Below are 24209 nucleotides of genomic sequence, written 5' to 3'. Positions count from 1 at the left end.
CTGTTTATCCAAATGAATGGGAGTAATGTGATGAACTCTAATTATTTGCTTAATGCTTTTGGCTCTTATAATCTGAACATACCGACTGACATAGCGAGAGTGCCAATTTCTGAAAATTTCTTGCTGCAGTCCCAATCTCTGCTGAATCGCGTCTTCAAATTTATTGAGACAAATTATCAACAATCCATAAGTCTTCGGGAGGTAGCTAAGGCAGTTGGTCGTTCCCCTGCTTACCTCACGGACCTTGTACGGCGAGAGACTGGAAAGACTGTACTTAGATGGATCATTGAGCATCGTATGGCAGAAGCACGGCGTTTGCTTCTTGAAACTAACCACTCGGTCGAGCAGATTGCCGAAGCGGTAGGCTATTTTGATAGACGTCATTTTAGTCGTCTATTTCTCCGGTTCCACAACATAACCCCAAACGAGTGGCGAAAGAGACATCAAAGCAAGAGCATTCCTCTTTGGCAAACAGACGTATACAAAGCAAGCTCAAGCAAATTAATGGACCAGAAAGTCAAGAACATAACAGATGCAGAAGCTCAAAAACTACAGGCTTGTTGTGAAGAAATTGCTGCAATTCTTAACAAGAATTGTGCAATTGGTGAAACAATGATCCTAGAAGGCAAAAATAGCTCCATTGCAAAAACAGATGATGGTTCGATATATATAACCTTAGCTTCATCTTCCAAATTGCATTGAAATCATTCTCAAGCTTGCGAACGATGAACGGTCAAGCTCTCAGCGATCGCTATCTTAAATTTTGGTGGGCTGCTAAACTTGGAAGCAGTGGCACGATACGAGGTTGATGTGCAGCAATTTAGGAGCTTCCAAGACATAAATTATCCCGGAATGTGAGGCGGACATCCCTAAGAGATCAAACAAGTAATAGCTCGTGTTGCCCGCCTTTACAACAAATAATTGGATTTTTTTATTTGGAAGCCTCTTAGTTTAAGCATTGCTATGGGCAATACCAGTGCCCTAATGCAACGCAGGCGCGGGTATGTAACGACATTTAATGAAGAAAAAGGGTTTGCCAATGCAGTCGAACGCATTATTTTGGGCAACAACGGTTCGCAGCCAGCCCTCGATCAAAACTCGAGGTAGCCAGCAATTAGTAACCAGTAGTACTAAAACAACCACTCCAGTCAAAAGTTGTCCTTGCTGCTCCCATCAACTGCTGCAACACATTCGTAATAATCGTCTGTACTGGTTCTGCCGAAGCTGTTGGCAAGAAATGCCGTTGCTGAATGCAGAAGCCCATAAATCATTTCCAGTTTCTGTTGCAAGTAATAAATTATATCATGCTTTGTCAATTGACCATAATCCCCATACTACTTCTTCCCGCCTCCGTCACCCCTCTCAATAAATTAAGTTACCCATTACCCATATCTTTACTAACTCTCTTCCCGTCCTAAACATTATCCTTATATGACTCGTAGCAGAAAATTAATCCAAGATAAAATGAAATTTGCATCATAATCTCTTCATCAATTGTAATGAATTAACAGGGATTTTTCATGTCAGATTAATTTTTGTCTCTTTCTGTTTAAATTTATAATATTAATTCTGTAATGTTGATGGAACTTACTATTAACGTCTATTTTGACTTGTATTCAGTCATAAAAGCAATTAACACCTATTAATCTGACTCGAATAGCATCCTTGAGAAGTTCATCTATAGGAGTAAAAGTGCGATTTTAAGACGCGGTTCAGACAATTAAACTCTTACAAGACGTGAACTCCTCACTTCCTTATTTAGCAAGCTTAATATCACAATCTTTCAGTCATCAAGTCTTTCCTCACCGCGTCTTTGCGTCTCTCCATCTCCGCGTCGCACTTCTTAGTGCCATTCGTTTAAGTCCCCCACCATAATCTATTGATTTGGTAGCAAGCCATTGGTGAGTCCAGAGAAAGTAGACGGGTTTCCGCGACCACCGGGACTGGCGTATAGCCCTTACGGGCATAGCCTGCGGCAACGCGAAGCGTCTCCGATAGGAGATACCCGAAGGGTAGTGGGTTGAAGCCCCTACCATACTGCACACATAGCTGCCATCTGCCATCTGCCGTCTTCACCTCCTAACACACCGGCGTAGTTTTCATTTGTCTGTGAGTAAACACCTCTATCTGTAGTCACAACTTTCGGTGGTGAACCAAAATTTTCTATATCTTGGTTAAGACTTGGGATTAATTGTTGAGTATCATGAGAATTCCCCTTGAAAATTCGATAATTGCTGATAATTCCACCGTCAACTTCATCTAACCAAACTTTATGTCCTTTCATAGCTCAAACCACCTCTGTAATGGTTTCGGGTTTCGCGCTCCTAACTAGTCTAAACTCCAGTTACACGGAAATCAGATTAAGTAACTGTAAAAACCCGGTTTTATCGAATTTACTCAATAAAACTGGGTTTTTTAGCCGCAATTGAGAACACTGGCTCGGCTTTCTAGTATCATTAAGATATGTTTGCTGTAGGGCTGTTTCTCCTATGTACTCCTAAGAGGTGCCAGTCACGAATTTCGCTAGGAGCCAGCCTGATTAATTCTTCAACATTGCGTTGCATTGTATTGCAAATTCCATTTAATGGGAGGTCATTTGGATCGTGCCCGAAAGGTTCTTCAATTTCCGATCCAATTTGTTCAATACTCAATAACGTGAAACTCACAAAAGCTATTACTAGTCCAGTCCACCAAGTTAAATAACTGGCTATTTCTAAAGGCAATACCAAGCAATAAATTAATACCAATTGCCTGAGTTTAATGGCATATATTAAAGGCAGTGGAGTTTTCAAAATCCGCTCACAGCCACCCAAAATATCTACCAGATCATCTACCAAGTTATGTAAGTTAGCCAACTGATAGATATTTAGACAATCACGGTCATACTGATGCTGTAAATAATCCCTAATCCAAAAAGCAATTTGTAGTGGGGGATGATTGGTATCTTTGAGCTTGAGATACTGTGATTCGCTCATTAATGATTCTAACTGCTTATCCAATGGCTCTGCCCTTAAATGTAACTTCATTGCAATTGTAAAAGCAACTACTAGCCGAAGGATTGCCTCTTTGTCTACCCTATCCTGTGGTGACTGCTCTTTAACTACTATGTAAATACCTTGCGATAAGTTTCGGACTGTATTCACTAAAGCTCCCCATAGCTTACGACCTTCCCAAAATCGATCGTGCGCTGTATTTGTCCGGAAAACCAATAATAAAGTTAAGCCAACATTGAAACTTATGACGGCATTGGTAAGAACACGGTTACCCTCCGGAAATGTTACAGGAAACCCAAAATAGTGAAGTAATGACACTAAAAAACCGTAGGCACCACAAAAAAGTACCCAAGGAAGAATGACTGGAATGATTGAACTTTCAAGTCTGACGACTACTTGAATCCAATGCAGTTGTTCACCTGTGTAGAGGTGATACTTTCCTCTAAAGGAATTCTTGACTTTGCTAAGAAACTTTCTGCAAGTTTCCAATGCATTTACAGGATTGGAACGGCTCATGTATTAAAATTCCAATAGTTATATGTGTTGTGTGAGATTACTGTACCGATGCTCTAGGCTGCATAACGGCTAGAGGATTAGGTACAGGAAACGAGTTCTCAATAGGTATAAATTGGCTCTTGCCAGCGTTGTAATCTGATTGCACAAGGGTTAATTGAGTATTGATTTTGGGTCAAAATCTTAGTACATATGAACGCGTTGAAAGGGCTGGCAGTGCCCACCCTACAAAAATTGGTAATTTTACTGATAAAAACATAGCCATGCTGTAGGGGCGAACGGTTGTTCGCCCTTGTAGAGAACGGTTGTTCGCCCTCCAAAAGCATTCCTCCAGTACCATTAAGAATTGCTACTTGAGACAAGCGCTTCAGACAGCGCCGCTAACCCAGCAGGATGAGTAAAGTAGGTAAGGTGATCGCAGGCAATATATGGTTGCAAGATTTTTGGTTGGGGTTTTCTGTCACTACTGACACTTGTGATACTAGTAAGAGTGACGGCAATATCATTAGGTTGTTTGAAGAAAGCTAAATCGACAACAGTATCTACCGCTTTGCCAAACAGCTTTTGCATCAATCGAGATATTGGATTGGATGTGTCGTCTGAAATCGCCGACATGAGCGATCTGTTTCCTACAACAATTGTGTACGGGACTTGAGGATCTGGATTAGTGGCGATGGCTTTGAGAAATGGCGAATCTGGCTGCATTTGCTCCAAAGAGAAATCGTTACTTTCCAGAAGCTTGAGTAACAGAGCAACAACTTTTGTGGGCCAAACAATTGCTGAGAGTTGATTCAATCCTATACCAAGAGCTGCAAATACCCAATCTTGGACAGCGGGCCAAGGGGAACCTGCGTTTGGTGTGCCTAACATCACTAAGTGTTGTACGACTTGATTTCCGCCTTCACGCTCAATAAACCACCGAGAAACCAAACCGCCCATAGAATGAGCCACAATGTGCAACTCTTTGCCATGATTCGGACCCAAACCAACTTCTTGCAGCCTTTGTCCTAAAAGCCGTGCATTCTCCTCTATAGTCGTTTGGATATTTTCGTAATCAAAAGTCAAAGCTAAGTCATAGTGTTCTCTCAAAGTTGACTCTTGACCATCTACCTTGACTTTGGCTTTGTTGATACAAGGAGCAATACTTTCCGTATCCCCAATAATACCATGAATGAAAAGAATAATGTTCTGGGCTTTGGCAACTAGCGCTTTAATATTCTCTTTGTTAGCTTCGTAAGTCACCTTATCTTGAACATCAAAGTCTGTAACCGCACGCAACAGCGGGTAATGGTATTCTCTTCCCAGCTTTTGATAGACAACTTTTTCAAAGAAAATTTTGACCGAACCTTGCAAACTGCGACTGCTGGAAGATGGTTCGGGTAATCGTTCCAAAACAATCTCAGTTTTGCCGTTGTCTGTCCTTATTCCTCTTCCTAAGGGTAAGAAAAATTTATCCTCACCGTCATAAGCAAATGGTAAGAGGTATTCATTCTCTCCTAATTCTTTGTCAACCACTAACTTCAAAGGAACTTCTCTGCTGACAGCAGTATAGTCTTCTATGTCACTCAACTCTAAAGCACTCAATCCCGGATCGCTCCCCCGGCTGCTTGTAAACTCAAAAGATTCGGTAATCCGAGGTTGTTGACGCAGGATAGCAGGCAAAATTAGGTTGCCTAAATCCCGGCTTGCTTGCGGTACTGTGGTCAAATTCACCTTAGCACGCAAACTGGGATGGGGTTGTACCTCAATTAAACCATCTTGTAATAAGGTGCTGGTGTTAGACTTAATTGTTCTGGCATCTTGGGGTCGGATGATAGTCACCGTCACTTCTTTTGTCATCCAATCATCATAAGTGCCTTGCGCTCTTACAAGATTGCGACTGGTAACGCCATCAAGCAAACGATCTAAGCTTCCTGGGTATTCTTCTGTGGAACGCGATGGTGGAGGAGGGTTCAATCCATCTTGCTGGAGTAAACTTGCATTAAATTCTGTCGTGCTCGCAATTAACTTAAAGATGTCTTTGTACTCTGTTATCCCCTGTGCCAAAAATGCTTCTGGTATGTAGAAAGCCAGTTCCTCACTTTCGACAGTCGTGACTCCTCCACTGTCACCGGGTGACAACCGGATGCTACTATTGAACTCAAACAAGTCGGCATTCACAGCGTAGTCTTCAGAAAGGAGTACGACATTGGCGTAGAGAGTTCTACGACTGCGATTTGTGATTCTCACTTGAATCACTGGTCCTTGCCACTCATCATTTTCATAGGTATACTCTAAACGGAACTCAGAGCTTGATGTGGATTCTTGCTGACCGGAGACAATGAGAATCTCTATGTCTACATCTTCCTGTTTGATGCGACTCGTAGCCGGAGTGGAAAGTTCTAAAATATTCTTCCAACGGGCAATATGTTCTAAACGGACTGCGAGATCGAAGGCAATTTGAGATGTGTAACCTTCCTGATTGGGGTTTTCTGGGATTGGGGCGATAGCAGGGCTTAGGTCTTCAGGTTGTAGAATCCAATATTGATTTTTATCAGCTACTATATAGTAATCAGCATCTGTGGCTTGGTCTACTTGACGCACGTACAATGAAGGTTTTTTACCCGCTCCAGATGTTTGTAATGCTGAGAGCGCCAACTCTATGCCCGCAGCATCACTCTCATCAGTCTTTAAGTAAACTTTCAAAGGTGGTAATGGTAAGCTAATTGCTACGGCTTTATAGCTTTGGTTGATATCCAAGCTTTCTTGGCCACGGATGATTTGCACTTTGCTCCGTTGGGGAAGCACTTTGCTCACTTTCACCTCAGCTAGAGCAGCATCTAGGTTGCGTAACTCTTCTGTTGTAGTTACCAAGGGAAAGACCGCCAGTACCGTGTCTCCCTGGTTAGAAGATTTAAGACCGTGTAGAGCACCACCATCAATGACCCAACTATTTTCATTTTTGCTATGAGTCAAACTAAAGAATACATCGCGATCGCCAATAGCACCACCTAAGAAAGCTCGATTTAATTCCTTGGGATCGGTTGCATCAACTTGCGGCGATTGTTCCTTCACTTTACCGGTGACGATCGCATTGATATTTCTTGCTAAGTCCCTGTAACTAATTTTACCATTGGTTCGCTGGAGCGTTTGTAAAAAGAAGTAGGAGAAAGCCCCTCTAGGTTCGCCGTCATCTCCTTTGTATTCCTTTGCCAACTCATAGTCTCTACAGGCAGAAAACATGATATGCTTACCTTTAGGAGGTAAAACAACACCAGTTGTCTTCTTACCCGAGCTACGAGAAGAAGTTAACAATTCATCCAATACTCCTTGGTCTTCAGCAAACAGATAGCTATTTAAATCCCGTTCCCGAGAGTCTACTGGGGCGCGACGCACCCTAATGTCTGGAGATAAATCTCTCGTTCCCGAACCGGAGTGACAGCAGTCAAGTACAATCAAGACATGAGGGTCTTGCTTTGCTACTAGAGAGATAAGATATGATAACTCCTTATCTGCAAGGTCTTTTCCATTTGCCGAGCGGCTATCGTAGCAAATCAAACTTTCATTAAGTCGGTCTGGCTCCAAGTCCCAAAATTCCTCGGGCGCTTTCTCTTGACCCCCATGACCGGCATAGTAGAAGAGGACAACATCATTACTTTCAGCTTTACACAAATGCTCCTTAAAGCCTTTGATAATTGCTTCACGAGTTGCTTGTTCATTCGTCAGAATCCACGATTGGTCAGCTGGTTTTATCAGTTCCCATTCGCCATCTTTGGTTCGCTCTTCAAGATATGCTTGTGCTGCCTTAATATCGTTAACGCAACCTTGTAATGTAGCTATTTGGGGATTTGATGTGGGATCGTAGCGATCGATACCAACGAGCAGTGCATAAATGCTTTGAGCCATATTTATCCACCCCAGTAAAGTTTTTTATTGTAAAAGCTTGCTAAATGCTGTGTTTGTTAATAATAAATCTCTAACAATTCCTCAAAGGATGAGTAACTCATTTCGAGTCAGAGGAATTCATTATTGTACAACAGATAAATTATCCCCTTGTTGGTTGTATTTATGACAACTATTCTAAATTGTAGTTATAAAAAATACATTGTCAATAGCAATCTTAGCAAAAATACATATAATCTAGATAGATATTATGGCTTTTCGCCTTTAGGTTAGACGATCTCTTCTTTTTAAAGAAGAACGACAAAACATTCGAGCGACCCAAATTTTTATATAAATTTAGATTTGGCTTGCTTTTTATCAGCCAAAAATTCTTCAAAAAAAATTTAGATGTTCAATAGCGTTTCTCAACTGATATCTTGCACCTTCTCAAGAAAGACTACGATATCATCAGCTTTTTGGGCTTGGATTTTTGCAATTATTTGCAATAAGTTGATGGTGCAGGATATGAGGAAAGGTACAATATACACTTTTATTACCTCATACGATAGCAACCCTAAATCATCTTATTCCTAAGAGATGAGAAAATTAGTATCAATCTTTAACGCATTGTAAAAAACACTGTTTTAGGATTTTAGGATTGATGAAAGATATGAATCACCAACCATTGTCCGCATTTTTCCAGATTTTGCTTCTGAGCTTTTTGTACATAGACAGCGATAAAATCAGAATTTTAGAACCAACCGCTGTATGGGCGGCTGACCCAAATGTGTTTTAAATTTATATAGCAACTCGATCGGATGAATCCACTCCTACTACTTTGGTATATTCTCTACTTTAACTATTAATTATAAATGCCATTATGGCACAAATTTAGAGAAAAATAAAAATATATACTAAGTTATTCATTTTTTTCTAGTAAAAATACTGGTTTTTTTGCTCTCGCTTTGCACTTAACTCAAGACATTTTAGTTAAGGGTCTCTGAGAGGGATAAACCCTTTTTGATTTTTACCATAAATCAGATAAAAGTATAAAAAAATACTATTATTAGTACAGTAGCTGTAATTTGCCTATGTATGGTGTGACTGTAGGAACGAAATTGCAGGCTATTTCTCGAATAACAAAAACTTTTTCAATACGTTTAAATGTTATATATTATACATTAAAAAATGTTATTCAATATTTATCGATTGTCTTTTTTAAAGAAAGGTTTGCAAAATCTGAGTGTTTACTTCAATTGAATTTATTTTTAGTAAACTATTTTAACTTTCCATTACATAGTGAATACAAAACTGACATGGTTGACCGAAATTAATTGAATAGCAAGTTCAACAGGAGTGGTGGTTTTCATAGACGATGTACAAAAAAGCATAGGTGTTCCTCTACCTACGGCGCTGAGTGTAAAGTGCTTAGGTTGACTGGTACAGTCCAAAGCTTTTTACCTGTGAGTCACTCTCAAAGAATATAAAGAAAAACAAATTAATCAATTTTTTTAAACATTGTACAGAGGTTTCAATGAAGATTAATAACAATGAAAATACTCTCTTAATTGTAGATGACAATGCAACAAATCTAAAGATATTATTCGATTTATTATCATATGCTGGCTTCAAAGTTTTAATGACTGAAGATGGAGAAACTGCAATAAAAATAGCAGAATCTTATGAACCAGATCTCATATTATTGGATGTTTTAATGCCAAATATGGATGGTTTTGAAACCTGCCGTCGTTTGAAAAGTCATCCAGCTACTCAAAATATTCCTGTCATTTTTCTCACTGCCCTCTCACAAACAGCTGACAAGGTCAAAGGTTTAAATATTGGGGCAGTTGATTACATCATTAAGCCACTGGAACATGAAGAAGTCCTAGCAAGAGTTAACATCCATTTGAGTTTGAGAAATCTGACTAAAAAACTCACAGAACAAAATGCACGTTTGGAGACAGAAATTTGCGATCGCAAGCAAGCAGAGAAGAAAGTCCAGGAACAAGCAGCTTTGCTCGATATTACGACAGATGCAATTCTTGTTCGAGACTCAAACAATAAAATTCGTTTTTGGAATAAAGCGGCTGAACAACTTTATGGATGGACTGCCGATGAAGCAATTGGCAAAAATGCTAACGAACTTTTATACAAACCAGAAATGCTTTCTCAACTTGAGAGTATCCAAAACACCTTGACTCATGTTAGCTCTTGGCAGGGTGAACTACATCAAGTCACAAAAGCTGGCAACTCAATTATTGTTGCTAGCCGGTGGACATTAATAAATAATTTGTTTGGGGAAGCCAAATCTATCCTTACTGTCAACACCAATATTACAGAGAAGAAACAACTCGAAGCACAGTTTCTTCAAGCACAGCGAATGGAAAGCCTTGGGACTCTGGCAAGTGGCATTGCTCATGACCTCAATAATGCTCTTACTCCAATGATGATGATAATTCAACTGTTAGAAACAAAATTTGCCGATGAGCAAAGCCAGCAATGGATTTCTGTACTAGAAAAGAATGTGACACGGGCAGCAGATTTAGTCAAACAGGTCTTGTGCTTCTCACAAGGTAGTGAAGCCAAATTTATAAATTTACAGGTGAGGCATCTGATTTTGGAGGTTGAGCAGATTCTCAAACAGACATTTCCCAAAGCTATCAACATCCTCATAGATATTCCAACACCAAACTTATGGAGTATTTATGGTGACGCTACCCAACTGCACCAAGTGCTGATGAATCTTTGTATCAATGCTCGTGACGCAATGCCTGTAGGTGGTAACTTACAAATTTCTGCAAAAAATGTCTGGATTGATAGCGACTATGCAAGCAAGTATATTGATGCTAAAGTCGGTCCCTATGTTGCGATTGCTGTAGCGGATACAGGAATAGGTATTCCCAAAGAAATTGTTTCCAGAGTTTTTGACCCATTTTTCACAACAAAAAAAGTAGGTCAAGGCACGGGGCTTGGTCTTTCCACTGTCATGGGAATTGTCAAAAGCCACGGTGGTTTTGTCAGCATGGAGAGTACGGTAGGAAAAGGAACAACATTCCAGGTATGTTTACCAGTCAAGCAAGCAATAGAAGCAGACAATACATTAGCAGAAAACAATGATTTACTGCCAGGGCATGGAGAATTGGTTCTTGTTGTTGATGATGACGATTCGATTCGCGAGATGACTAAAACTTTGTTGGAAAGAAATGCTTACAGAGTTTTAGTTGCTCGTGATGGAATGGAAGCAGTAGCCTTATATACACAACATCTCCAAGAAATCCATGTTGCATTGATTGATATGATGATGCCTTCTATGGATGGTCCAACAACTATCCGAATCTTGCGAAAAATTAACCCTAAAATTAAGATTATTGGGTTCAGTGGGCTGGTTTCAAATCATGAGATGCTGAAATTTTTGGGAGGTAGTGTTGCAACCTTTTTACCAAAGCCTTTTTCTCTCGATGACTTGTTAAAAAATTTACAGCTTGTTCTCAATACAAACTAGACAGTTTGGGCGGGCATTGCCCACCCTACTAACCACTGTACGGGAAGGTTTACAGTCATATTGTTTGACTGCTATACAACAAGCTCATAGCTAAAAAACGCTCCTACTTAGTAGGATTTTTCGATATATTGATATTAATTGTAATAGCGGTACCTTGGAATTTACTACCTGTCAGGGGATGGTATGAAACAAAGCCGCGATGGGGTTGATCGAAGAGATACCCACGGGGTAAAGGCGGAACCTTACCTTGTTTAACTAGGGAAATAAAAGCTTCTAAATATCTGCGTATGCTTTGACGATTTTCCTGACCTATACTACTGACATTTTTCTCAAGAAGCATTATGAACAAGTCCAAACTACGGTTTTCTTGACCGTCAACCAGTTTACCGTTTTCTAAAAAAGAACTTGCTATGAGTTTTCCGCCAGTTTGTTGTACTTTAAACAGCGTATAGTAGCGCCATTCTTTTTTTGGATCGCTGATATAACAAACCCAAGAACCATCTGAATCTTGTACAAAGCCTTCCTGTGACAGGTAGGAAAGTGGTGAACTAGTTTGTTGACTTGCTATCGGAGGTAATAATTTTTCTACTGCATCAAAAGAGCACAGTTTCTGCTGCAGGATCGTGGTATTTTCTTGTGCTATTGCAACATAAGATACACCAGTTAACGCAAACACGTGAATAGCGAATGCGCTAAAGTATTGAATAATTATATTCATGTTTTTTACTTATTAAGTAACTAATGAAACTTTCTTGCGATCGCAAGGAAGCGCCTCTTTATAATTTCTAGAGCATCGGTACATGACTCCTTTTCCACTCTATAATTACCGATTTTTGTAGGGTGGACACTGCCCACCAGTAACCAACGTGCGGCATAGCCCTACCTGCGTCTTTAGGTAATCTTCTGGAGGGAAGAGTGTCATCTCAAAAACCCAGTTGTTTCGTAAAGACTAAGCTTGACTAATCTCTACATTAATGAAACATCAAGCTGTATCGGTACTCTAGTTATTCTATTCATTTGTCAAATAAAAATACCGGATTATTTTCTTTAAACTTTATCTATAAAATCAATCTGTAAATAACAGGAAATTTTGTTTTACTTGAGTTTAAATTAAGTGTTTAAAAATTTTCAAGATTTGGTTAAAAGTACTTTAAGATACTGTTTTTTATAAAAAGATAAAACTGGTGAAATATAGCAATCCTATTTATGAAAATTGCCCACTTGGTTACCGGGTTTCTCAAATTTCACGAGTGATGTGCTTTCTTGTTATATAGCGGTTCTCATTTGAGTCACCTACACCACCATAAATCATGTAGAGACTACTCCTTTTCTGCTCTAAAATTACCGATTTTTGTAGGGTGGGCACTGCCCACCATCTTGGCGTTGTGGTGGGCTTTAGCCCACCCTACATCTACATCTATGTGTTTAGGTAATCTTTTGGCGGGAAGGGAGTAAACATATTCATCTCTACATTGATGTCTTGCTAAAACTCTTACCAATGACTGATGACAAACGACCAATTACATAGCAGCGAATCTTCGGTCAGTGGTACTGAAATGGCTTCGCTCTACCTGCCTAAAATTACACCGTCATAAATTGTATATAAATATACCAAGTATAGCAGAACCCTGGTTGGCGGCTGATATCTTGCATATTCGAGTGGTATGGGGCGGTGGGCAGTGCTACTTGGCAAGACTTGTTTATCTCAGCGATTCGTTAAGAATTTTTACAAAAACATAGCTTTGTGTGTAAAACTAACAAGGTGATTTAGTTAAATATTTGGCACTGAAAGTCCAAAACCCCTGACTTTTGTCTGTAAACTTACCTCTATCGCTGTAACCAGTGGTATGATCTGACATGAGTATAATTCAAATCCAAAACTACTAACTGCACTATCTCTTGGAGCACCTCACTTGTGTGTCATCATAAAATCTGGTATCCTTCCGAGGGGAATTAAGCAACTCCATCAAAAATCTGCTGTGGCAAATCGCACCGTAGCAGAAGTATTTAAACCAGGGGAAGTAGTGATTGGTTTGATGGGTGTAACGCCCAAGTCCCTCCTCTACAGATACAAAACCCAAGCCCTGAACTTTGAGAAATCTGTACCGATAGTGTTCTACCAGTCAGGGACTCGCTCGTTAGGCTGCCAGCCTTATGCCTTCTAGCATTGACTGTTGCGGGTTAACGAAACGGAACCAGTCTCAGTGCTATTCAGGGCTATGTTTGGAGACAATGTGAATAAGCTTACCTTTCAGGTGCTCACTAGCCCCAGAGCCCCCAAAATCAGGTAGCTTGAGCAAGCACGAGTCAAGACGCAACACCCTGCGTTTGTACAAGCCTGCATCTAGCAACAGTACTGAATCCAAACACCCAACGAGGCTAATAACTAGGTTCATAGGGAGATGCTTTAAATGCTGGGTGAGGTGGTCTACCTCTTCCTTAAAAGTTCTGCAAGACCTTATCTCTTCAGAACAAACATTTTGGGTGAAATGACAACCGAAATTCTGGCGGTCTTTTTAAGTTTCCCCGACCTTGTGAAATGACCATAACTTTTGTTAGTTTAAAGATAAGTCAGAGGTATGAAGTATAAAGTAAACTCTACGAACGAATTCAGGCGGCAGCACGTTGCACGGAGAAATTGGATTGAAGGTTTTCCTCGATCCAAATTATGCCAACATGGCATATGCCTAGCGCGTGCTTGGCGTTTAGCTTCTTTACAGGAAGTTCGGCAAGACTTCACTGTTGTAACACCTTTCGTTGGCTTAAAATGTAGATTCTATGTTCTGCATACTGCCAGAATAAGTTCGGGAGCTTGTGCTGGATTGAGTACTTTTTTATCCTTTATCCTTCATCTTTTAGACTTTATTGTTCATATCGGGAAAGCTCTACATAGTAAAGTAACTTGTCACTATCAACAAGTGGTTTGTCACTGTACACCTGTGAATTGTCCATAAACCCGTATTTGGATGGCAAAGGAGACGGTGAAAAAAATTTTAGTGATTGAAAATAAAGCAGAAACCCGAAAACTTTTTCTTTCATGCCTAAAAGCTGAAGGTTTCCATGCTATGAGTGCTGAAAACGGCACAATTGGTGTCCAGCGGGCACAACAAGAACTACCTGATTTAATCATCAGCGAAATTATGGTGCCAAAACTTGATGGTTTCGGCGTTCTTACCAAGCTGCGCCAAAACCCTGCTACAGCTACTATTCCTTTGATTTTTGTCACTATGAAAGTCAGCCGAAGTGATATTCGCAAAGGTATGGAATTGGGAGCTGATGATTATATCACGAAACCTTGTACGGTAGATGAATTACTTAAGGCGATCGCGACTCGCTTGCAGAGACAAGCCACTCTCCAAAAGTTGTATGCTGTATCGCCCAACTCAGTTCCAGAACCTGCCCACCCTACCATCGTGAAATCGGAAAATCCTCAGTCAATTCTGCCGTCCGACCCTGAATTGAGAGAGGTTTTCCGCTTCATTGAAACCAACTACAATCAACAGATTACTCTAAGTGATGTAGCTGAGGCAGTTGGTTATTCTCCGGCTTATCTCACTAATTTAGTGAGACGCCAAACTGGACAAACTGTACAAGGCTGGATTATAGAACGCCGGATGGCAGCGGCACGTTCCTTACTCTTAGAAACTACTGAAAGAGTGGAGGATATTGCTGCCCAAGTAGGGTATTATCACACAGTTCATTTCTTCCGTCAGTTTCGTCAGTATCATGGAACAACTCCTCAAGCCTGGAGAAGGTCGCAGCTGGCTCAGCATAAAGCTCAATACAAGCAAGAGCAGCAAAATGGTTAGCTCTATCTACAGATTGTTAATTGCCACTACATTCTTTATTTAAATCAACTTGTGAACAATTACAATCTTCATTTAGGAGCGGTACAAACACATATCTTAAGTACAAGTAGAATTTACCCCCCTTATTCCCCCCTGATAAAGGGGGGAAACAAGAAATCCAATTCTCTCCCCTTTATCAGGGGAGAGCGAGGGAGGGGTGAAACGAACATAAAATCAAAAACATAAATTAAAAAACAAAAAATATAGCACTCCTAAATCATGCTTGAAAAAGCTCTAAGGCACTGCCCAACCTGTTCAATTGGTGGGCAGTGCTACCTCATAGGACGCCCGTCCCACATTCGGTGGGTCATCTATTTCTTGGAAATTCCTAAGGCACTGCCCAACGTTGTTCAACTTGGTGGGCACTGCCCACCCTACTTATATTTCTGAGTAAATGTAAACAGAAAATCAAAATAAATTTTTCACACAAAAAATTGAAAATTTTCCGGATTATTAAATATTATTTTTTAATAAAGAAAATAGCGATTTAATTTTTTATTGAATAGACTTTCCTTCGGGAATCTAATAGCAAACAGCTAAGTTTGAAAACTGTAATAGATATAATCAAGGGCATCCCTTGCTCTTGCAGATGTTCTCATTTATATAATCTTCTTCATGGAAGAAGCGAAGAACAATTTTACAGCTAACGCAGTTTCTCGACATCAAGAATGATTTGAAATCGTTCTTTTTCAAATTAAACACTAGCGAAAGAATTGTTACTTTTCAAAAGATAGTTTGTTGGCAATACCTTTTTAACTACAGTAAGCTTTAAGAGAAACAGTTGAAGGAGCCTAGAAAAGAACTGGCAGCTACTTCATCGTTAACGCAATCAATTACTTTCATTGAGGAGGGTTCATTTATGATTGTTGTCATGAAATCTGGTAGCGTATCAGAAGAAATTGAGCGTATTATCCAAGAAATCCAAAGTTGGAATATAACGCCAGTAAAATCTGTAGGTCAGCACAAAGTGGTGATTGGGTTGATAGGTGAAACAGCGGAAATCGACCCGAGGCAAATTCAAAATTTAAGCCCCTGGATCGAACAGGTTGTCCGGGTTAAAAAGCCATTCAAACGAGCTTCTTTAGAATTCCGCTCCAGTCAAACAACGGAAGTGGTAGTGTCTACACCAAATGGGCTTGTTTTCTTTGGTCAAAACCATCCTCTAGTTGTTGTAGCAGGATTCTGTTCTGTAGAAAACGAGGAGATGATTGTAGAAACAGCCCAGAGAGTGAAAGCAGCTGGAGCCCAGTTTCTCCGTGGAGGGGCATACAAACCCCATACTTCGCCCTGTACTTTCCAAGGTGGTGATAGTGATAGCGCTTTATTATTATTGGATAAAGCACGGGAAGCCACTGGACTGGGAATTATTACAGAAGTGATGGATACAACCGATCTGGAGAAGGTTGCATTTGTCGCGGATGTGCTGCAAATCGGGGAACGCAATATGCAGAATTTCTCTCTCCTCAAGAAGGTGAGTGCAACAGGAAAGCCAATACTCTTGAAGCGTGGGTTGTCAGCCACTATTGAAGAATGGTTGATGTCAGCCGAGTATATTTTGGCTGCAGGTAACCCCAATGTTATTTTGTGCGAACGCGGAATCCGTACTTTTGATAGCCAATACACGCGCAATATTCTTGATATATCTGCAATTCCAGTGTTGCGATCGCTAACTCACTTGCCAATCGCGATCGACCCCAGCCACGGTACTGGCAAAGCAGAGTTTGTGCCGACAATGGCAAAGGCGGCTGTCGCAGCTGGTGTAAATGCCCTAATGATTGAAGTTAACCCGAACCCAATCAAAGCGTTTGCAGATGGTTTTCGATCCCTGACACGAGAAGGATTTGAGGAATTAATGCAAGATCTCCCCGCGATCGCCAAAACTTTTGGTCGTTGTCCTCAACGCAGGAGACATCTGTCAGTAGTTAGCTAAATCCACTTAATTAAAACACATTTAATTTGCACGAACCCGTTTTTGAAGCTAGGAGTGGTATCGGAGACAGGAGCCGCCCAGATCGTACACTTAAATACACGCAAGCTTAGGTTTTGCACCCTTGCACAACTGTTTCACCAAAATAAAACTTCTCTATCAAGGAAAGCGATGTTCTGCCCAAATAAAAGGCTGATACTGCCTTGCTCAAAGGAGAAGCCAACCTAATTCATTGTTCTCAGAACTCTCTTTCAAGGACAAGAATTCTGTTATGCGTATTATACCAAAGTCCACTCAAATCTTAGTCATAGGTGGCGGTCCAGCTGGATCTACTGCTGCGACTCTCTTGGCTCGCGAAGGTTTTGATGTGACTCTGTTAGAGCGAGATATTTTTCCGCGATATCACATTGGTGAATCTCTCTTGCCATCAGCTTTAGAAATATTTGATTTGCTGGGTGTGCGCGAAAAAGTCGAAGCTTGGGGTTTTCAGCGCAAGCCTGGAGCTTATTTAGAGTGGGGAAACAAGAAGTGGAGCCTCAATTTTAGCGACTTGACTGGAAACCACACTCATAGCTTTCAAGTTCGTCGGGCTGAATTTGACCAATTGCTCTTAGAGCATTCAAAGAGCCAGGGAGTAAAAGTTTTTGAAGGAACAGAAATTCGTCAAGTCTCCTTCAATGGTACTCGCCCAACAAGCGCCACTTGGTCTCAATTTCACGGAGCGACTGGAGAGATTGCTTTCGATTACCTGATTGATGCATCAGGTCGTGCAGGTGTCATGTCAACACGCTATTTAAAAAATCGCCGGAACCACAATGCCTTCCAGAATATAGCTATCTGGGGCTACTGGAAAAATCTTAAAAGACTACCCCAAGCTCAAGAAGGAGCGATTACCATCGCTTCCATTCCAGAAGGTTGGTTGTGGGGAATCCCTTTAGATAAGAATATTATGAGCATCGGTGTCGTAATGCACAAAGACATTTACAAAGAAAGACGGACTAAGAAACTGGAGGATATTTATTCAGAAGCCATCCTAGACTGTCCTTTGATAGCAGATACGATCGCTCCTGGTAAGTTAGTTTCAGAGGTAAAAGTCGAGCAAGACTATTCGTACACCTCTGACTTCTTCTGCGGTCCCGGCTACTTTATGTCCGGAGATGCTGCTTGTTTCTTAGATCCCCTGCTATCAAGTGGAGTTCATCTTGCCACTTACAGCGCATTGTTAGCCGCTGCAAGTATTACAAGTATCATAGAAGGTAAGGTGACACAGGAACAGGCTACGAACTTTTACGATAAGAGTTATCGGCTAGCATATCTGCGTTTTCTCATGTTTGTATCCGCTTTCTACGACCAGAACCGTGGTAAAGATTCATATTTCTGGCAGGTACAAAAGCTCAGTCGCCACGATTTTAGCGGTGCTGACTTGAAGCTCGTGTTCTTGAACCTGGTGTCCGCAACTGGGGCTATTGACGGTTTATATGTTACTACTCAGCCACACATAGGCTTAACGTGGGTATTATAAAAGCGTCAAACACGATAGTTCTTACAGCCGCAAGCATAAGTACTTCTTTTTCATCCTTTATCCTTAATACTTCATCCTTTATTTCCGAGTTTGATTATGAAGTTAAACGATGCACTAGTTAAAGCCCTGATGTCCCTGGATGTACGCTATATCTTTGGTTTCAGTGGCGCAAATATTGAACCCCTTCACGATGCCATCTATAGATTGGGAGCTGGAAAACTCAGATTGATTATGGCTAGGAGTGAAGATGGAGCAGCTTTTATGGCAGACTGTCACGCACGGGTTCACCATACGTTGGGTGTATGTTGCTCAACCTCTGGGGAAGGTATGATGAACTTGCTTGCGGGCATTGCTGAGTCTTATACTGAGTTAGTGCCAGTGCTAGCACTAGTTGGACAGCCACCATCAAATCTTGAGGGAAAAGGAGCTTTTCAAGACTCTTCAGGTGTTGGTCGCACGGTAGATAGCATCAAACTTTGGGGTACAGTTGCTAAATACGTAGCAAAGATAACCAATCCAGAAGATTTTTGGTATCATTTAACAGAGGCTCTCAAAGCAGCATATTCCGGGCGTCCCGGACCAGCTGTGCTTTTATTCCCGCGCAACGTCTTTGAACACGAGGTAAACAGTTGTCCGCAAAACTGGGTAAATCAGATATCACGGTTCATCTATCCAACTCCTGTGACCTCAGACATGGTTCGTCCTCTTTTTGAGGAAATTCGCCAAGCTAAGAATCCCGTGCTTGTAGTAGGGCAAGGGGTGATATGTACGGCATGTGTGCAATGCGTCAACAACTCCTCTTTGAGTCGAGACTGGAATGTGTAAGCTATGCACCTGTAAATGTATCTCTCATTGCTAGGGGATTTGGCAACCCTGACAGACTGTGGGTTGGAAGTGCTGATAAAATTGAAGAATTGGTCTGTTAGGTTGGGGTTTATCACAAGTATCATCTCAATCTTCCTGGTGTTCTGGAACTCCGCCTTGTGGGCGAAGAAGCCCCACCATTTACACCTTTTCTCCCCGAATATTTACCAACCGTTGCGGTTAGTTATCGGAAATCAAAAGCACTTTCTCATACTCAACGGTAGCGCGATACGCCTGAAGGCGTTAGCGAAGCTATCGCAGCGCTAGCAACAAACACGCGTTTTTGTGACACTCAATGAAGTTGACAAAAACTTTGAACAAAGTTTCGCGCCCTACCTTTTGCCAGTACCATCACCCCACAATTACGAGGCAAAGGTAAGCAACGCCCAGCCAACCTTGGATGTGTTTATCCATTAGAACTTTTTGCTTGCAAGAACAATGAACACCACCGATAACAATATCTTGAGCCTGTTTAACGATTTACCATTCTTCTCACTCCCACAAACCCAACAGCAAAGACTGTTTTCATTTGGCAAAGTCCGTAAAGTTCCAGCTAGGGAAAGCTTAATTCAAGAAGGCACAACAGATCCAGTACTTGTAGTACTCTTAGAAGGAGCGTGTCAAGTTCGTAAACTCGTACCAGAATCGGAATTTAGCCCATTGAGAGAAGTTACCCTGCGGCGTACATTTGCACCCTCCATTTTTGGCGAAAAGTCTTTTCTTGAGAGTAGACCTCATTCCTCTTCTGTAGTGACCACAACACCTTGTCAAGTATGGGAATTAAGTTTTGAAGCTTTTCAAAAATTTCTTAACGGTGATATTAATCTCGCTATTTATCTCAAGCGCAGTCTCAGCCACGTAGTTGTACAGCGGTTGTACGAGAGTGAGACAACATTAGCCACCATACTCGCATATAAAGACACGTTTTACCAGAAATATGAAGAAATTAGTTTTGATGATGGATCTCCATCCTAACATTACTATTAGTTAGAAAGACGCGTCCCTGGTTCTCTCAACATAAAAATTGTCAATTTCTTGATGGCTGACAACTGTTGAATAAAATTTTTGGGGGTTAATCTTACATGGACACATTTAAAGATGATGTAGACCGTGAAATTGATTTTGTAAAATCACGTCGAATGACACGCAAATTTATATTTGCAAGTATCCACAGTATCCAGATTATCTTAGGCTCGATGCCAGCTATGCTTGGAGTGCGATCGGATTTCATCCCACCAGTATTGGGAAATCATTGGTTACAACTAGTATTAGCAACTCCCGTACAATTTTGGTGTGGTGCTTCTTTTTATCGTAATGCTTGGAAAGCCTGGAAATGCCATACAGCAACGATGGATACATTAGTGTCAGTAGGCACGAGCACAGCTTATTTCTATTCACTATTTGTAACTCTTTTTCCCGATCTGTTTACAGCTAGTGGTTTAACATGTGATGTGTATTATGAAGCATCTACAGCCATCATTACCTTAATTTTATTAGGTCGATTACTGGAAAACTATGCTAAAAATAAAACTTATGAAGCTATTGGCAAATTGATTGATTTGCAACCTCAAAATGCTTGTGTTATCCGCAGTGGTTTAGAAGTCAATATTCCAAGTCATGAAGTTACTGTTGGTGATGTAGTATTGGTGCGTCCTGGAGAAAAAATTCCGGTGGATGGTGAAGTCATTGATGGAACTTCTAGCGTAGACGAAGCCATGCTTACAGGTGAGAGTATGCCTGTGATAAAACAGCCGCCAGATGAAGTCATTGGAGTTACAATTAACAAAACAAGTGTTTTGATGTTTCGGGCAACAAGAGTGGGATGCAACACTCTACTGTCCCAAATTGTTAAGTTAGTACAACAAGCTCAAGGTTCAAAAGCACCAATCCAGCGCTTGGCAAATCGAGTGACAGAATGGTTTGTGCCAACCGTCATCGCGATCGCGATCGTCACTTTTCTCATCTGGTTTAATGTTATAGGCAATCTCACTCTTGCGTTGATAACTGCAATAGGAGTGCTAATTATAGCTTGTCCCTGTGCTTTAGGTTTAGCAACTCCCATATCAATCATGGTAGGAACGGCTAAAGGTGCAGAACATGGTATTTTAATGAAAGGAGCCGAAAGCTTAGAACTAGCACATAAAATCCAAACCGTTGTACTGGATAAAACTGGAACCCTAACTGAGGGAAAACCCACTGTAACAGACTATGTGACTGTCAAAGGAACAAAAGCTGGCAATGAGCTTGTACTCCTGCAATTAGCGGCGTCTGTAGAACAGAATTCCGAACATCCTTTAGGTGAAGCGATTGTCAATTATGCCCAATCCCAAGGAGTGGAATTACAAAATTTCCCCTCTCTCAAGGTCGGCAATTTTCAAGCATTTCCAGGTATGGGCGTTCAAGGTATTGTCTCAGGTTCTCTAGTCCAAATTGGAACACAACGCTGGATGGAAGAACAAGGCATTAATACCTATCCCCTACACAAACAAAAAACGATTTTAGAAACAACTGGTAAAACCCTTGTGTGGATTGCTTTAGATGGAGTTCTTCAGGGATTGATGGGAATTTCAGATGCGCTTAAACCTTCTGCACAAACGGTTGTCAAGACACTGCAAAGAATGGGTATACAAGTCGTCATGCTAACTGGAGACAGCCGTTATTCAGCAATAACGATCGCCCAACAAGTAGGTATCAAGCCAATATTTGCAGACGTCAGACCCGAGCGAAAAGCTGAGGTGATTCAGTCCTTACAAAGGCGGGCAATGGGGAGATGGGGAGATACACAGACCCGGAGAGAGAATATATCTCAACCGCAGATGCACAGCCCCCTCAACTCGGGGAATCCCCGCACCCAACAGCCTTCTCTGCTTCCCACTCCCTGGGGACCTCAAGTTCTCCCTATCCCCGCGTTCCCCTATCCGCGTGCCCCGCACCATCTGTCAGTACTTTGGCCGCCGTCTCGTTGTCCCCACTGCTTGAACCAGCTCAAGCCCTACGATAATGTACCAGTGCTAGGGTGGCTGTGGTTAAAGGGACGGTGCCGTTATTGTAAAAATAAAATTTCTCTCCGTTATCCTCTGGTAGAAGCGGTAACGGGTATTATTTTTTTACTGGTTTTTTGGGTATTTCAATTTTCATTCCTAACAATAGGTTACTGGGTATTTTGCAGCTGGTTGTTAGCGCTATCGCTTATAGATTTGGACACGATGACCTTACCCAATCCACTCACAAAGTCAGGGCTAGTGTTGGGGATCGTTTTTCAAATGATTATCGGTTATTTACCCAAGACCAGCTGGGTGGAATCCGCAAACCATTTTATGATGGCAGTTATAGGAGCAGCGCTGGGTTTATGGCTGTTTGATGCGATCGCCATCATTGGTTCAATTATCTTTCAGAAAACAGCAATGGGTGGGGGTGACGCCAAATTAGCAGCCATGATGGGTGCTTGGTTGGGTTGGAAGTATCTGCTTGTAGCGAGTTTTCTTGCCTGTGTTGTGGGAGTATTAATAGATGGGGGGCAAATGCTGCTGTCACAACGCAAATTGGGACAAAAGATACCTTTTGCTTTTGGTCCCTATCTAGCATTAGGAGCATTCATCACCACATTTGGTGGTGAAATAATTTTGTCTAGCTACTTGCGATTGTTTTTACCCACGAGTTAAGGCAAAGCTAAGCAACATCTCGTTACACTCCCGTTACACTACAACTGTTACTTTCATCACCCCATGTACCTTTAAGCTTCTGATAAGATTGTATTGTGACTTGGATTACCCTCTTAACGACAAGTGCCCGTTGGCAAGCAGAACTCATGCAACAAATGCTTGCAGCTCATCACATACCAACAAGAATTATTGATTTGGGGGTGAAGTCTTATTTAGGGGCTGGTACTCCAGCGGCTTTGCAAGTACGTTTGAAAGATAAGTGGGCTGCCTTGTTGCTGTTAAGTCCCCTTGAAGAAGAGCAAGAGACTTGAATTGGATTACGTATTTTCGTTAAGCTGGCAACCAAAGATGCACTTAAAAGGTCTGATTTGCTTACAAGACAAATTTGAACAAATAGTCATGAGTCATTTGTCAAGAGTCATTTGTCAAATTTATTTACAAAGGGCTCTTGACAAATGAGTCAGGACAACAAAAGCTATTTGACCTATTTTCGACATACTACCCTCTAATAAGATACAAATGGCAAACAACGAAGAATCACGCGGTTTAAAGTCTCTTTTAGATTGGTTTGCAAATCGACGGAAATCAGGGTCCACTCACCTGGAACGTCAAGAACGCGAGATTGCTGATGGGTTATGGCACAAGTGCCCTAGTTGTGGTGTCTTGTCCTATACCAAAGACCTCAAGGCTAACCAAATGGTATGCATTGAGTGCGGATATCACAATCGAGTTGACTGCGATGAACGCATTCGTCAGTTAATAGACCCAAACACTTGGGGACCGATAGACGAGCGTTTGCGCCCCACAGACCCCCTACAATTTCGCGATCGCAAATCCTACAGCGATCGTTTACGAGAGACGCAGGAAAAACTGAATTTAGTAGATGCTGTTAAAACTGGTTTGGGTCAAATCAACGGTTTGCCCATTGCCCTTGGCGTCATGGACTTCCGATTTATGGGTGGAAGCATGGGGTCTGTCGTAGGAGAAAAACTTACCCGTTTGATAGAGCTAGCCACACAGCGGCGATATCCCGTGGTAATTATTTGTACTTCCGGTGGGGCGAGGATGCAAGAAGGGATGCTTTCTCTGATGCAGATGGCAAAAATATCCGGAGCCCTGCAACTTCATCGCGACGAACGGCTGTTGTACATACCCGTGTTGACCAATCCTACCACTGGTGGCGTCACCGCTAGTTTTGCCATGTTGGGAGACATCATTTTGGCAGAACCCAAAGCAACGATGGGTTTTGCTGGTCGGCGAGTGATCGAGCAAACCCTGCGAGAAAAACTGCCAGAAGAGTTTCAAACAGCGGAAGATTTACTCAAGCACGGTTTTGTAGATGAGATCGTACCCCGTACTCAGTTAAAGACAACGCTAGCACAGTTGATTGCCCTGCACCAGCCACCTACACTGACAACAACTCAAACACACAATAGTGTAGTCGTGTGGGAGACAAGACCTTTGAGTTCTACTGTTGCCGAATAATACTAAACTAGTAGAGATGCGCTTAATGCGTC

At 41.5% G+C, this 24209-nt stretch carries 17 protein-coding genes and 3 pseudogenes; 14 read left to right on the top strand and 6 right to left on the bottom strand.

Features of this window, described 5'->3' with window-relative positions; all coding sequences use genetic code 11:
* Nucleotides 1-30 precede the first annotated feature (30 nt).
* Together ACYRY3_RS26840 and ACYRY3_RS26835 are read left to right on the top strand one after the other, a co-directional pair.
* A complete protein-coding gene (locus ACYRY3_RS26840; protein ID WP_460204673.1) occupies nt 31-702 on the top strand; it encodes a helix-turn-helix domain-containing protein in 672 nt (223 codons plus the stop codon).
* 282 nt (nt 703-984) lie between these two features.
* Entirely contained in the window at nt 985-1107 is a 123-nt protein-coding gene (locus ACYRY3_RS26835; protein WP_460204672.1) for a hypothetical protein, read from the top strand.
* A gap of 7 nt (nt 1108-1114) precedes the next feature.
* Here ACYRY3_RS26835 and ACYRY3_RS26830 read toward each other — a convergent pair whose 3' ends face one another.
* Nucleotides 1115-1264 (bottom strand): hypothetical protein, encoded by a 150-nt coding sequence (locus ACYRY3_RS26830; protein ID WP_460204671.1) that lies wholly within the window; start codon nt 1262-1264, stop codon nt 1115-1117.
* Nucleotides 1265-1901: 637 nt separating this feature from the next.
* Between ACYRY3_RS26830 and ACYRY3_RS26825 the strand changes: the two genes are divergently transcribed.
* Complete coding sequence (locus tag ACYRY3_RS26825) at nt 1902-2024, top strand: hypothetical protein (RefSeq protein WP_460204670.1); 123 nt, start codon at nt 1902-1904, stop codon at nt 2022-2024.
* A 53-nt stretch (nt 2025-2077) separates the two neighbouring features.
* Here ACYRY3_RS26825 and ACYRY3_RS26820 read toward each other — a convergent pair.
* The 3 genes and pseudogenes from ACYRY3_RS26820 to ACYRY3_RS26810 all read right to left on the bottom strand — a co-directional run.
* Nucleotides 2078-2278 (bottom strand): annotated as a pseudogene (locus ACYRY3_RS26820) (ISNCY family transposase); the annotation flags it as partial.
* Between the two features lie 178 nt (nt 2279-2456).
* On the bottom strand, nt 2457-3509 hold the full coding sequence (locus ACYRY3_RS26815; RefSeq protein WP_460204669.1) for a bestrophin family protein: 1053 nt from the start codon (nt 3507-3509) through the stop codon (nt 2457-2459).
* A 336-nt stretch (nt 3510-3845) separates the two neighbouring features.
* Nucleotides 3846-7391, bottom strand: a complete 3546-nt coding sequence (locus ACYRY3_RS26810; RefSeq protein ID WP_460204668.1) for a caspase family protein — start codon at nt 7389-7391, stop codon at nt 3846-3848.
* A gap of 1510 nt (nt 7392-8901) precedes the next feature.
* Here ACYRY3_RS26810 and ACYRY3_RS26805 point away from each other — a divergent pair.
* Complete coding sequence (locus tag ACYRY3_RS26805; protein WP_460204667.1) at nt 8902-10869, top strand: ATP-binding response regulator; 1968 nt, start codon at nt 8902-8904, stop codon at nt 10867-10869.
* A 103-nt stretch (nt 10870-10972) separates the two neighbouring features.
* Here ACYRY3_RS26805 and ACYRY3_RS26800 read toward each other — a convergent pair whose 3' ends face one another.
* On the bottom strand, nt 10973-11587 hold the full coding sequence (locus tag ACYRY3_RS26800; protein WP_460204666.1) for a hypothetical protein: 615 nt from the start codon (nt 11585-11587) through the stop codon (nt 10973-10975).
* A 1195-nt stretch (nt 11588-12782) separates the two neighbouring features.
* Between ACYRY3_RS26800 and ACYRY3_RS26795 the strand changes: the two genes are divergently transcribed.
* Complete coding sequence (locus ACYRY3_RS26795; RefSeq protein WP_460204665.1) at nt 12783-13034, top strand: hypothetical protein; 252 nt, start codon at nt 12783-12785, stop codon at nt 13032-13034.
* A gap of 42 nt (nt 13035-13076) precedes the next feature.
* On the opposite strand, the gene ACYRY3_RS26790 is transcribed toward ACYRY3_RS26795, so the two are convergent.
* Complete coding sequence (locus ACYRY3_RS26790; protein WP_460204664.1) at nt 13077-13265, bottom strand: hypothetical protein; 189 nt, start codon at nt 13263-13265, stop codon at nt 13077-13079.
* Nucleotides 13266-13835: 570 nt separating this feature from the next.
* Here ACYRY3_RS26790 and ACYRY3_RS26785 point away from each other — a divergent pair.
* The 9 genes and pseudogenes from ACYRY3_RS26785 (at nt 13836) to accD (ending at nt 24177) form a co-directional block, all read left to right on the top strand.
* Nucleotides 13836-14678, top strand: coding sequence for a response regulator transcription factor (locus ACYRY3_RS26785; RefSeq protein ID WP_460204663.1), 843 nt, complete (start codon nt 13836-13838; stop codon nt 14676-14678).
* A gap of 898 nt (nt 14679-15576) precedes the next feature.
* The gene (gene aroF / locus ACYRY3_RS26780; protein ID WP_460204782.1) at nt 15577-16647 is read left to right on the top strand and encodes a 3-deoxy-7-phosphoheptulonate synthase; all 1071 of its coding nucleotides are present in this window, start codon (nt 15577-15579) and stop codon (nt 16645-16647) included.
* 268 nt (nt 16648-16915) lie between these two features.
* Nucleotides 16916-18166: an NAD(P)/FAD-dependent oxidoreductase gene (locus ACYRY3_RS26775; protein ID WP_460204662.1), complete on the top strand. Its 1251-nt coding sequence runs from the start codon at nt 16916-16918 to the stop codon at nt 18164-18166.
* A gap of 96 nt (nt 18167-18262) precedes the next feature.
* Nucleotides 18263-18991, top strand: a complete 729-nt coding sequence (locus tag ACYRY3_RS26770) for a thiamine pyrophosphate-binding protein (RefSeq protein WP_460204661.1) — start codon at nt 18263-18265, stop codon at nt 18989-18991.
* Between the two features lie 477 nt (nt 18992-19468).
* Entirely contained in the window at nt 19469-20005 is a 537-nt protein-coding gene (locus tag ACYRY3_RS26765; RefSeq protein ID WP_460204660.1) for a Crp/Fnr family transcriptional regulator, read from the top strand.
* A gap of 107 nt (nt 20006-20112) precedes the next feature.
* Nucleotides 20113-21777: pseudogene (locus tag ACYRY3_RS26760) on the top strand (copper-translocating P-type ATPase); the annotation flags it as partial.
* Nucleotides 21778-21951: 174 nt separating this feature from the next.
* A pseudogene (locus ACYRY3_RS26755) lies at nt 21952-22692 on the top strand (prepilin peptidase); the annotation flags it as partial.
* A 95-nt stretch (nt 22693-22787) separates the two neighbouring features.
* Entirely contained in the window at nt 22788-23003 is a 216-nt protein-coding gene (locus ACYRY3_RS26750; protein WP_460204659.1) for a hypothetical protein, read from the top strand.
* Nucleotides 23004-23211: 208 nt separating this feature from the next.
* Entirely contained in the window at nt 23212-24177 is a 966-nt protein-coding gene (gene accD / locus ACYRY3_RS26745) for an acetyl-CoA carboxylase, carboxyltransferase subunit beta (RefSeq protein WP_460204658.1), read from the top strand.
* Nucleotides 24178-24209 lie beyond the last annotated feature (32 nt).

This window comes from Scytonema sp. NUACC21 (assembly GCF_054684315.1).
The sequence above is the reverse complement of the archived record's forward strand: the minus strand, read 5'-3'. Positions and strand labels throughout refer to the sequence as shown.

What these genes read in the sequence shown, in the direction of transcription:
- ACYRY3_RS26840 (WP_460204673.1), top strand. Translation starts at nt 31, where the DNA reads ATGAACTCTAATTATTTGCTTAATGCTTTTGGCTCTTATAATCTGAAC.
- ACYRY3_RS26835 (WP_460204672.1), top strand. Translation starts at nt 985, where the DNA reads ATGCAACGCAGGCGCGGGTATGTAACGACATTTAATGAAGAAAAAGGG.
- ACYRY3_RS26830 (WP_460204671.1), bottom strand. Translation starts at nt 1,264, where the DNA reads ATGGGCTTCTGCATTCAGCAACGGCATTTCTTGCCAACAGCTTCGGCA.
- ACYRY3_RS26815 (WP_460204669.1), bottom strand. Translation starts at nt 3,509, where the DNA reads ATGAGCCGTTCCAATCCTGTAAATGCATTGGAAACTTGCAGAAAGTTT.
- ACYRY3_RS26810 (WP_460204668.1), bottom strand. Translation starts at nt 7,391, where the DNA reads ATGGCTCAAAGCATTTATGCACTGCTCGTTGGTATCGATCGCTACGAT.
- ACYRY3_RS26805 (WP_460204667.1), top strand. Translation starts at nt 8,902, where the DNA reads ATGAAGATTAATAACAATGAAAATACTCTCTTAATTGTAGATGACAAT.
- ACYRY3_RS26800 (WP_460204666.1), bottom strand. Translation starts at nt 11,587, where the DNA reads ATGAATATAATTATTCAATACTTTAGCGCATTCGCTATTCACGTGTTT.
- ACYRY3_RS26790 (WP_460204664.1), bottom strand. Translation starts at nt 13,265, where the DNA reads ATGAACCTAGTTATTAGCCTCGTTGGGTGTTTGGATTCAGTACTGTTG.
- ACYRY3_RS26785 (WP_460204663.1), top strand. Translation starts at nt 13,836, where the DNA reads ATGGCAAAGGAGACGGTGAAAAAAATTTTAGTGATTGAAAATAAAGCA.
- aroF (WP_460204782.1), top strand. Translation starts at nt 15,577, where the DNA reads ATGATTGTTGTCATGAAATCTGGTAGCGTATCAGAAGAAATTGAGCGT.
- ACYRY3_RS26775 (WP_460204662.1), top strand. Translation starts at nt 16,916, where the DNA reads ATGCGTATTATACCAAAGTCCACTCAAATCTTAGTCATAGGTGGCGGT.
- ACYRY3_RS26770 (WP_460204661.1), top strand. Translation starts at nt 18,263, where the DNA reads ATGAAGTTAAACGATGCACTAGTTAAAGCCCTGATGTCCCTGGATGTA.
- ACYRY3_RS26765 (WP_460204660.1), top strand. Translation starts at nt 19,469, where the DNA reads ATGAACACCACCGATAACAATATCTTGAGCCTGTTTAACGATTTACCA.
- accD (WP_460204658.1), top strand. Translation starts at nt 23,212, where the DNA reads ATGGCAAACAACGAAGAATCACGCGGTTTAAAGTCTCTTTTAGATTGG.